Origin of the sequence: Novosphingobium aerophilum, assembly GCF_014230305.1 — a bacterium.
GTDB lineage: Bacteria > Pseudomonadota > Alphaproteobacteria > Sphingomonadales > Sphingomonadaceae > Novosphingobium > Novosphingobium aerophilum.
In genome coordinates, this window is record NZ_JACLAU010000067.1 from 1 (window position 1) to 9,393 (window position 9,393).

The window sequence follows — 9,393 nt, forward strand, 5'->3', positions numbered from 1 at the left end:
CCGCTTGACCACCAACGAAATCCCAGTGAAATACGCTCCGCGATCTGGCTCTCACCTGGGCGGCATCAAATCGGAATGGTGGGCGCGATCAGATCGGAATAGGTGGGCGGCATCGTCGGAATCCGCAGAATAAGGGGTGCTGGGTCACCCGATCGAGCGGATGATTGCGCCGGCGCACGATCAGGCCTCGGCCGATCGAGCACCAGTTTCCAACGCTGCCCCCCTGGTGAGGAAGGTTCGATCAAGGATGGGGCCGTAACTGTAGGCTCCGATCCGAACACCGTAGCACTGTGAAAGAAGCTCGCGCCAGGTACCGGACTGGTAAGGACCGCCTTCCCACCGAGCGACCAGCGCTTCAAAGAGCCGACCCAACCGATAGTCGCAATAGACCCGTTGCAGCACCTTGCGACGCCACCCCCTGCAGCTCTTCATAGGACCGACCCTACTTTCACTCATCGCCAAGCGAGCGACACGCACTGGCTGGGTAAAGCAACCGGAGAAGTCATGGCAAGCCGATCCGGATCGCTCCAGACCCGCGCAATTCGTGCACGAAGTGGCTTAAGAAAAACCAAAACCGACATGCACAAAATGATCGAACCGGCTATCGGGATGAACGCAGCCATTGGCGGCACGGACGACCTGCCATGAGCATTAAGGGGAGCGCGACATGAAAGTCCTGATCAGCAGCCCCTTTGTGGACCGCGAGGCGGTGGGCGAGCCCCGATGGTGCTACGATCTGTTCCAGGGCATTTCCGCCAAGGTTGACACCATCCTCGTCGCCCAGACCCCGGTCAACCGCAGCTACCGCCTGGCCGAGGCCTTTCCGCACTCCCAGGTGTTTGAGTTCGAAGCCTGGAAACTGGCTTTTCTGAGTCGCCGACTGAACGCCCTCGTTAAGCCGAACTACCTGAAATTCTACGGTTTCGCTCGCGACGTGATACGCCACCAGGTGGCTCCCGCCAGCATTGCCTGCGGGCACCACTTCGGACCATTGGGGATGCGTTATCCGACTCCGCTGCAAGGCACGGGCATCCCTTATGTCATGGGGCCGCTTGGTGGCAGCCTCCCCTTCCCGCCCGGGTTCTCCGTCACGGGCCGGACAGACCCTTGGTACTATCGGCTTCGCGATTTTGACGGACTACGGTTTCGCTTCGACCCATTGTTGCGGGGGAGTTATCAGGAAGCAGCGTACCTGGTCGGTGTGGCTGGCTACGTGGAAATGCTTCTGGCCAGCGCCGGCATGAAGCTGAAGCGGTTCGTCACCCATTCAGAGATTGTTGCTCCGCTTCAAACCGAGCACGTAGAGGACATTGTCGCAGCCCGTGCCAGTCGTCCTGGACCGGTCCGTTTTCTGGTAGTCTCTCGACTGATCTACAGCAAAGGGGTCCAGTTTGCCCTGTCCGCCCTGGCGGAAGCCCAGCACCGCCTGCCTGACTGGCGCCTGGATGTCCTCGGCGATGGTCCGCACAGGCAGGCACTGCAGGAGCAGACCACGCGGCTTGGCCTTGACGGGTTCGTCCGGTTCCATGGGCATGTCAAACGCAGCGATGTAGATGCATTCTATCGCGATGCCGACGTGTTCTTGTTTCCTAGCGTTCGCGAGCCGAGCGGTGCCGTCATCTTCGAAGCACTCAGTTGGGGGCTGCCCATAATCGGCGCGCGCTATGGTGGCCCAGCCAATCATATCTCCGACGCCTACGGCTATCGAATTCCCGTGGATGACGTCGCGACATTCGAAGCAGGCTTGGCCGATGCCATGATCGCCCTCGCCACCTCACCACAGAAACGGCAGACCATGGGCCGAAGCGCCCTCGACGCGGCTCGCACGCAGCACGCCATGCCGGCGATGGTGGACTTCTTTCTCGACCTGTACCGTCAGATTTCGCACGGGGCAGGTGGCAGATAGAGCCTTGAGCTCAGGTGAGCCGCGCGCCTTCACAGCCGCGATTCTTGCCTCGCCAGCCAGCAGAATGGATTGCCAACCATCTCGACAACGTGCCTGCCGAATCATGCAAGTGCGCCAGGCATCGTCGGCGCCTTGCCACGCCATATGACAGCGCAACAACGAAAAAGGGCGACGCTTCCGCGCCGCCCCTTCCCGTTGCTCAAAAAGTCAAACGACTTAAGCGAAAGACAAACTGGCGCGGACCGCAGGGCGAGACTTGCGACGAAGCCCGAAAGCCACGGCACCAAACCCGATGGTCATCAGCGCCCAAGCTGCCGGCTCAGGCACAGCGGCAAACGAAATCGTGCCCGAATAGCTCGACCGCGCCATGGCCGAACCGGCAACGGTGACGGTCTGCGTACCAGCAGAGACCAACACGTTGTTGAGGGAGCGTGTCTTCAGAAGACCTGCCGGCGTCACCGTATCAGCCCCGGTCAGGAGGACGCCATTCAGCCTGACAGAGGCCTTGATGTTGGTGAGGATGGCACCGTAGAGCGTCCGCCAGTCAATGGAGAGATATCCCGCGCTGGGCGTAGAGAAGATGAACACGTCCTTGAACTTGGTGTTCGGACCCGGGCTGGTGTTCGCGTAAGTTCCCGATACCCCATTGAACGTGATGGTGGTTGCCGCGTGAGCCGCTGCCGGGAGCATCATCGCGGCGACGGCAAACGCCGACGTCAGAGCAAGTGAGCGAGCACGCATGGGCGATCCCTAATCCTTGGTGCGGGCGACGACGCCCTTCCCCTTTCATTAACCAAAATGATGCTGTGCCGCAAAAAGAATCAGCGTGAAGTTGGATCAAATACGGCATTTGACGGAGCCCTATCCGCCCGAACGGCAAGGAATGTCCAAACTTGGGACACGGCAACCGGGTGTTAGCGCCTGCAGCAAAACAAGTGACGCCACTATCCCCGACGCGAATCAATCGAGCCGAATCGGGATCATCCGCCGCAAACTGATGCTTTTTTCGCTCCTGCCGGCGAGCATCATCTGGCAGAATTGCAGCCATAGCAGGACAGGAAATCCCTCTTCCTCAAAAACGTAAGCACCAACTGGGTCGCCCTCGACAGGCTCGATCAAGCCGTAGGACTGGCGGAACCGGATGAGCTTCTCGGCCCCCTCCACCGGACCGCCCAGGTGTTCCGGCACCAGCCGGCCACCGTGCCGCAGGGCCGCGCAAGCTGCAGCCAACACCGAATCCCGATCTCCGACAGAACGAACCTTGTGCATCTGGTAGATCGCTTTGGCCGAAATCCGGTACCGCATCTCGGCTGCTGCGATATCAATGGCTTTGCACACATCCTCCCACTCGACTTCTGACGCTGCGCGGTCCAGCGCGGTCAGGCCGGCATGCTGCCCCAGCAGACTGGCAAGATAAGGCAACCCGAATGCTGCCTCGCAGATCAGTTGCAAGGCCTCCTGATGGTAGGTGAGCCCGCTGGCTCCCTCAACGCGCTGGATCATGTCCGCGACTTCCTCGTCGCTCATGTTGGGCACTTCCAGCCCTCGGATGTTCCGACGAATTGACGGGATGTATTCGATTAACTGGGTCAGGTTGGATGCCACACCCGCAATCACGAGCTGCACCCCGATCGAGCGGTCCGACAGATTCTTGACCAGTTCGGCAATGCCCCTCCGGAATTCATGCTGATTGGCCCGGTCGAACTCGTCGAGGATAATCAGCAATCGCGTGCCGTTAAGCTTCGAAAAGGCGTCGCTGATGACGGGAACGCTCAGTGTCGATTCCGGCAGCAGGTCGGCAAAAGAGAAGCCCTCTTCGACCTGCTCGGAGGTTGGCAGATAGTCCTTGTGATAGAGCAAAGGAATGTCGGCAAAAATGGCGCGAAAGAACTCGCTCGTGCTGGCATCTTCACTGCAGGACGCATAGCGCACCAGATAGTGGGCCTCGGTCGCGATCTGCGCCAGAATGTGCATGAGCGAGGTCTTGCCTATGCCACGTTCACCATAGACCACGACGTGAAACTGCTGGTCTTCAATCGACCGGACCAAGGTCCGCAGAATGTCCCGGCGACCTGCCAGCATGGCCGGATTCTTGATCGGCCGCGACGGGGTGCAGGCTGTCCGCAGCCGGGTCCTGATCCGGGCGAACTTGCCCGGCTCGCCGGGCCTGACGAGGTCGGACGCATCGCCCTGGAAGTGCGGCAGGTCATCGCCCTTGACCGTGGCGGGCCCCTTCGCATCAAGGGCTTCCAGCATGTCAACCGGGCTGTCGTCCGGCTCGGATGGCGTCGACTTGCCGAACATTCTCGAAAACCAAGACATTCACTACCTTCCGAATCGTCTAGAGATTCCAACCTCATGGCTCAACAAAGCCATGTCACTTCCATGCTACCGCGACGTTACCACCGAACCCTGACCTGAAGGACCTTAAACGCATAAACCACCGTTGCGAGAATAAGGCACACAGCCAAAGCATCATGACCCGCATTGCCTGCCTGGTTTGCGGCAGCGCAGGCCACCGCGGGCGGCAGGTAGGCCCACAGACTGTCGGGCGGCGGCTGCATGACGGAACGCTGCAGCAGCAAGACCGCAAATGCCGCGAACAAGGCGACTGTCACGTAGTCGTAAAACGTCTCCATAGCTTTTCCAGGTCGGTAACCCGCCTTCCAACGGGAGGTTGCTGCAATCGCGAAGAGATGCAATGCCAGTTATCGCACAAAGGGCAATGCCAATTCACAAAGAAGTCCCTGCATGGAGCAGACTTCTCGCGCTTTGTAAGCCGGCGCCAACGCCGGCGCTCGAGCACGCTAGCCAGACGCCAGGCTTAGGGGACCCGATACCGCCCGCTACCCGCCGCGCAGCAACTGCACCCCATAGTCGCGCTCGAAGAGGTACAGCAGCAGGCGCGCCGCCTCGCCGCGCGGCGCGGTCAGGCCGCCGTCGCGTTCGATCAGCAGGCGGGCGTCGTCGTGGGCGATCGGCAGCAGTTCGGTGATCTGCTCCAGCGTGGCGATGGTGAAGGCCGCCTCGCCCGACTGGCGGGTGCCGAGCAGCTCGCCCCCACCGCGCAGCCGCAGGTCCTCCTCGGCCAGACGGAAGCCGTCCTGGGTCTCGCGCATCAGCGCCAGCCGTTCGCGCGCGGTTTCGGACAGGGCCTCGCCGCGCAGCAGCAGACAGGTGGACTTTTCCGAGCCCCGCCCGACCCGTCCGCGCAACTGGTGGAGCTGGGCGAGGCCGAAGCGCTCGGCCTGTTCGATCACCATCAGCGTGGCATTGGGCACATCGACCCCGACCTCGATCACAGTGGTCGCCACCAGCAGCTTCGCCCCGCCGCCGGCAAAGCGCTCCATCGCTGCGTCCTTCTGCTCGGGCCTGAGCTGCCCGTGGACCAGCACCACATCGTCCTTGAAGCGATCCTGCAAGGCGGCGAACCGCGCCTCGGCTGCGGCGAGGTCCTCGCTCTCGTTCTCGCGGACCATCGGACAGACCCAGTAGGCCTGCTGACCGCTGGCGAAATGCCGCTCCAGCGCGCCGACCACGTCCCCGATCCGCTCGGCCGCGACGACCCGAGTGTCGATCGGCTGGCGGCCGGGCGGCATCTCGTCGAGCCGGCTGACGTCCATCTCGCCGTACTGCGCCAGGGTCAGCGTGCGCGGGATCGGGGTGGCGGTCATCGCCAGGCAATGGGGCGTGCGCTTGCCCTTCTGGGTCAGCATCAGCCGTTGCCCCACGCCGAAGCGGTGCTGTTCGTCGATCACCACCAGCGCCAGATGGCGATAGGCGACGCTGTCCTGGAAAATCGCGTGGGTGCCGACGCAGATATCGATCGAGCCATCCAGCAGCCCCATCAGGATCGCCTCGCGCGCCCGACCCTTGTCGCGGCCGGTCAGCAGGGCGATGTTGACCCCGGTGCCCGAGGCCATGCGGCTGAGCGTGGCATAGTGCTGCCGGGCGAGGATCTCGGTCGGGGCAAGCAGTGCCGCCTGGGCCCCGGCCTCGACCGCGATGAGCATGGCTTCCAGCGCGACCACGGTCTTACCTGCGCCGACATCGCCCTGCAGCAGCCGCAACATGGGGGCGGTCTGGGCCATGTCGCCTTCGATCTCGGCGATCGAACGGCGCTGGGCCCCGGTCAGTCCGAAGGGCAGGACCAGCTTGCCGCGCAACCGCCCGTCGCCCTGCAGCGGGGTGCCGACCCGCGTGCGGTTGCTGTCGCGCACCAGCATCAGCGCCAGGCTGTTGGCCAGCAGCTCGTCATAGGCCAGCCGGTCGCGCGCGGCCTTGTCCTCGCTGCGGTGGGTGGAGTGCAGCGCTTCCCTCCAGGTGGGCCAGCCCTTGCGCGCCAGCAGACCGGGCTCGATCCATTCGGGCAGGTCAGGCACCAGGGCCAGCGCCTGCCCGGCGAGCGCGGCCATGCGGGCCTGGGTCAGCCCCTCGGCCACGCCATAGACCGGCTCGCACACCGTCCCCAGCGCCGCGGCGCCCTGATCTGCGACATGATCGGGATGGACGATCTGCAGCGTCTGGCCGAACTGGTCGAGCCGCCCGGCGATCCACCGGGTCTCGCCCAGCGGCAACTGCTTCCTGGCCCAGCCCGCATTGCGGCCGAAATAGGTCAGCGCGCAGACATTGCCCATCGCATCCTCGGCCAGGACCCGGAACGGCGCGCGCGGGCTGCCGCCCGAACGGTAGTCGCGCGGGGTCAGGGCGACGATCACCTGTTCGCCCACTCCGGCATCGTCCAGGTTGGTCACCACCCGCCGATGCACGAAACGATCGGGCAGGTGATAGAGAATGTCCCTGACCCGGGTCAGCCCGAGCCGGTCGAGCGGACGGCGCACCCCCGGGCCGACGCCCTTCAGGCCATCGGTTTCGGCAAACAGGGGATTGAGCCGTTCCGGACGCATGGCGCCTCATACCGCGTCCGGGCCGATTGGCCATATTCCAACGTGTCGCGTTGATCTTGGCGCCGCCATCCGGTAGCGCGCCGGGCATGGACGACCACAGCGACGATCCCCGCCTGAAGCGCCTCCAGTTCCGCGCCTGGCATCGCGGCACGCGCGAGGCGGACTACATGATCGGCTGCTTCTTCGACCGCTTCCATGCCGAGTGGGGAGAAGCGGAACTCGCCTGGTTCGAAGCCCTTATCGAGGAAGAGGACGTCGAGATCATGGGCTGGGCGCTGGGAACGATCACCGTGCCTGACCGGTTTGCCGGACCACTCATGGCGCGGATGCAGGTGCTCGATTACGTCGACATTCCCCGGTAGGTCTCGGCCTGTTGCACGCCTGGAAGCCACGGGCAGTTTGAGAAACGGCGCAGCCGGCTGTCCGAGGAGCCCCGGCGCCGACATTTGGCGATGCTGGTCATGGCGAAGGCTTCCACTCCGCGCGGTCCCTCGCCGGGGTGCATGCCCTCCCCGATCCGCTGGCTCGGCCAGCAAGGCGGCCCGACTGCGGTCCCGATCAAGACCTTGTCCAGTTCGTGTGCCGATCCATCGCCGAGTTCCATCGGCGTGATCAAGCTCCCGGAACCGGTGCCACCGCGCTGCCGCTGGTCATTGCGGTCTCCCGCGCCAATCCCTCAGGCTGATAGATCGGCTCAGATCAGCAGGTCGCTTTGGTTGTAACCAACCAAAACTCCCGACAGACCGAACCCAACGATATCGTCAAAGCCATCATTGTTGATGTCGGCGATCACGCGATGGTACGTCGAGTCACTAATCCAACCCTGGTTCGCTCCGAAGTTATCGAGATCGAGGCGAGCCGCGGAGAATGTGCCGTTGCCCTGGCCGTAGGCCACGTAGGTCCCGGCGACGCCAAAACCAACGATATCCGCATAACCGTCACCATTTATGTCGGCTGCGTCGCGAGCAAACGCATCCTGGCTGGCCCATCCCTGGTTCTTGCCGAAGTTGCTGAGCACAAGCTGGGCCTGCGCGAACGTACCGTCGGCATTCGAAAGCGCCACCAGCACGCCATCCTGGCCAAAGCCGATCAGATCAGCCCTGCCGTCGCCGTTGACATCCGCGATGGTGCGATGGAATGCACCATTGCTGACCCAGCCCTGGGCCACCCCGAAATTGGCGATCCCCAGCTTGATCGTCTGAAAGCTGCCATCGCCATTGCCGAGCGCGACCAGTGTTCCGGCCTGGCCAAAGCCAATGACGTCGGCCTTGCCGTCACCGTTGACGTCGCCCACAGCGCGCGCGAAGCCTTCTTGGGTGGACCATCCCTGGTTAACCCCAAAGTTCTCCAGTCCCATCAGCGGCTTGTCGAAGCTGCCATCCTTCCTGGCCAGAGAGATGAGCGTGCCTGCCACGCCAAAGCCCACAATGTCAGCCCGGCCATCGCCGTTGATGTCGGCCAGCGCACGATGGAAGCGGTTGTCGCTTGACCAGCCCGATGCCTGGCCGAAGTTGGAGATGACCGCTGTCACGGTGGAAAACGTGCCGGTGGCGGACCCGAAGGACACCAGCACGCCTGCCTGGCCAAATCCCACAATGTCGCTGAAGCCGTCGCCATTCACGTCGGCGATATGCCGGGGATAAAGATCCTGGCTGGACCAGCCACCCGCGCCGACCGCGAAGTTGTTGACCAGCACGCCACTCGAAGCGCGGAACTGGGTTGCCTGATAAACCCCGTCGCTGAACCGCAGACGCTCTAAAGCTTCGAGGACATCTGTGCCATCGACCCCCGCCTTGATGGTCAGCGTCCCGTCCGCATTCCACGCCATGGTCACCTGGGACCGCTTCACCGTGTAAACGGCGGTGTCCAGGCCATCGCCACCAATCAGGCGATCGTTGCCCGCGCCGCCGTTAAGCTCGTCATTCCCGCTGCCCCCGGACAAGCGGTTATCGGCGTCATTGCCGGTAAGGGTATCGTTCCCGGCGCCGCCGATCGCATTTTCGATGACCGCGCCATTCGCGATGGTGAAGCCTCCGAAGACACCCTCGGCACTCGACAGCCAGCCACCCCCGCCTTCGGCCTGCAAGAGCGTCGCCGCGCGCAAATCAATCTTGCAGTTGACGACGACATTTTCGGCGGAGATGGTGTCATTCCCACCCGCATCCCAGATACATGCATAGGCAGTGCCGGGCTGATTACTGGCAGGGACAAGATAAACGTCATCACTCGCTCGAGTACTGGTGTTCACCCCATAGACGGCTTGCACAGCGGCAATATCAAATGCACCTGGGGTCGACATCCAACCGTAAGCCAAGGATGGCGAGAGCCCTTTCTGGGAATACCCGTCATTGTAGCTCATGACGGTAAACAAGCCTTGGTTCAGTCCAAAACTTCCCAATGAAAAGGGTGATGTAACTCCTGGAAAAATCTTGGAGTCATGAGGGTGGTCAAGGCCTAAGAGGCCGTTTCGAAAGGGGTTGAGCGGCTGAGACACATGTGATTCCGGGAGTTTGCAGACTTCTCGGAGACAGGCATGTGGACCCCAGCCACCCGCGCGCAGCATACGCGGGTCTCGAAGCG

The 9,393-nt window shown here is 62.8% G+C and carries 7 protein-coding genes; 2 read left to right on the forward strand and 5 right to left on the reverse strand.

The window, feature by feature from the left end:
- The first annotated feature begins 667 nt into the window (after window positions 1-667).
- A complete protein-coding gene (locus tag H7F49_RS18430; protein ID WP_185685031.1) occupies window positions 668-1,906 on the forward strand; it encodes a glycosyltransferase family 4 protein in 1,239 nt (412 codons plus the stop codon).
- A 216-nt stretch (window positions 1,907-2,122) separates the two neighbouring features.
- Here H7F49_RS18430 and H7F49_RS18435 read toward each other — a convergent pair whose 3' ends face one another.
- From H7F49_RS18435 to recG, 4 genes are all read right to left on the reverse strand, one after another.
- Window positions 2,123-2,647 carry an FxDxF family PEP-CTERM protein gene (locus tag H7F49_RS18435; RefSeq protein WP_185685032.1) on the reverse strand — a complete coding sequence of 175 codons (525 nt, stop codon included), beginning with the start codon at window positions 2,645-2,647 and terminating at the stop codon, window positions 2,123-2,125.
- Window positions 2,648-2,866: 219 nt separating this feature from the next.
- On the reverse strand, window positions 2,867-4,210 hold the full coding sequence (locus H7F49_RS18440) for an ATP-binding protein (RefSeq protein ID WP_185685033.1): 1,344 nt from the start codon (window positions 4,208-4,210) through the stop codon (window positions 2,867-2,869).
- 95 nt (window positions 4,211-4,305) lie between these two features.
- Complete coding sequence (locus H7F49_RS18445; RefSeq protein ID WP_185685034.1) at window positions 4,306-4,545, reverse strand: XrtV sorting system accessory protein; 240 nt, start codon at window positions 4,543-4,545, stop codon at window positions 4,306-4,308.
- Between the two features lie 207 nt (window positions 4,546-4,752).
- Window positions 4,753-6,813 (reverse strand): ATP-dependent DNA helicase RecG, encoded by a 2,061-nt coding sequence (recG, locus tag H7F49_RS18450; RefSeq protein WP_185685035.1) that lies wholly within the window; start codon window positions 6,811-6,813, stop codon window positions 4,753-4,755.
- 86 nt (window positions 6,814-6,899) lie between these two features.
- Between recG and H7F49_RS18455 the strand changes: the two genes are divergently transcribed.
- Window positions 6,900-7,175 (forward strand): FAD assembly factor SdhE, encoded by a 276-nt coding sequence (locus H7F49_RS18455; protein ID WP_185685036.1) that lies wholly within the window; start codon window positions 6,900-6,902, stop codon window positions 7,173-7,175.
- A gap of 332 nt (window positions 7,176-7,507) precedes the next feature.
- On the opposite strand, the gene H7F49_RS18460 is transcribed toward H7F49_RS18455, so the two are convergent.
- Window positions 7,508-9,172 (reverse strand): FG-GAP-like repeat-containing protein, encoded by a 1,665-nt coding sequence (locus H7F49_RS18460; RefSeq protein WP_185685037.1) that lies wholly within the window; start codon window positions 9,170-9,172, stop codon window positions 7,508-7,510.
- Window positions 9,173-9,393 lie beyond the last annotated feature (221 nt).

Coding starts and splice junctions, on each gene's coding strand:
- H7F49_RS18430 (WP_185685031.1), top strand. CDS start 668: ATGAAAGTCCTGATCAGCAGCCCCTTTGTGGACCGCGAGGCGGTGGGC.
- H7F49_RS18435 (WP_185685032.1), bottom strand. CDS start 2,647: ATGCGTGCTCGCTCACTTGCTCTGACGTCGGCGTTTGCCGTCGCCGCG.
- H7F49_RS18440 (WP_185685033.1), bottom strand. CDS start 4,210: ATGTTCGGCAAGTCGACGCCATCCGAGCCGGACGACAGCCCGGTTGAC.
- H7F49_RS18445 (WP_185685034.1), bottom strand. CDS start 4,545: ATGGAGACGTTTTACGACTACGTGACAGTCGCCTTGTTCGCGGCATTT.
- recG (WP_185685035.1), bottom strand. CDS start 6,813: ATGCGTCCGGAACGGCTCAATCCCCTGTTTGCCGAAACCGATGGCCTG.
- H7F49_RS18455 (WP_185685036.1), top strand. CDS start 6,900: ATGGACGACCACAGCGACGATCCCCGCCTGAAGCGCCTCCAGTTCCGC.
- H7F49_RS18460 (WP_185685037.1), bottom strand. CDS start 9,172: ATGAGCTACAATGACGGGTATTCCCAGAAAGGGCTCTCGCCATCCTTG.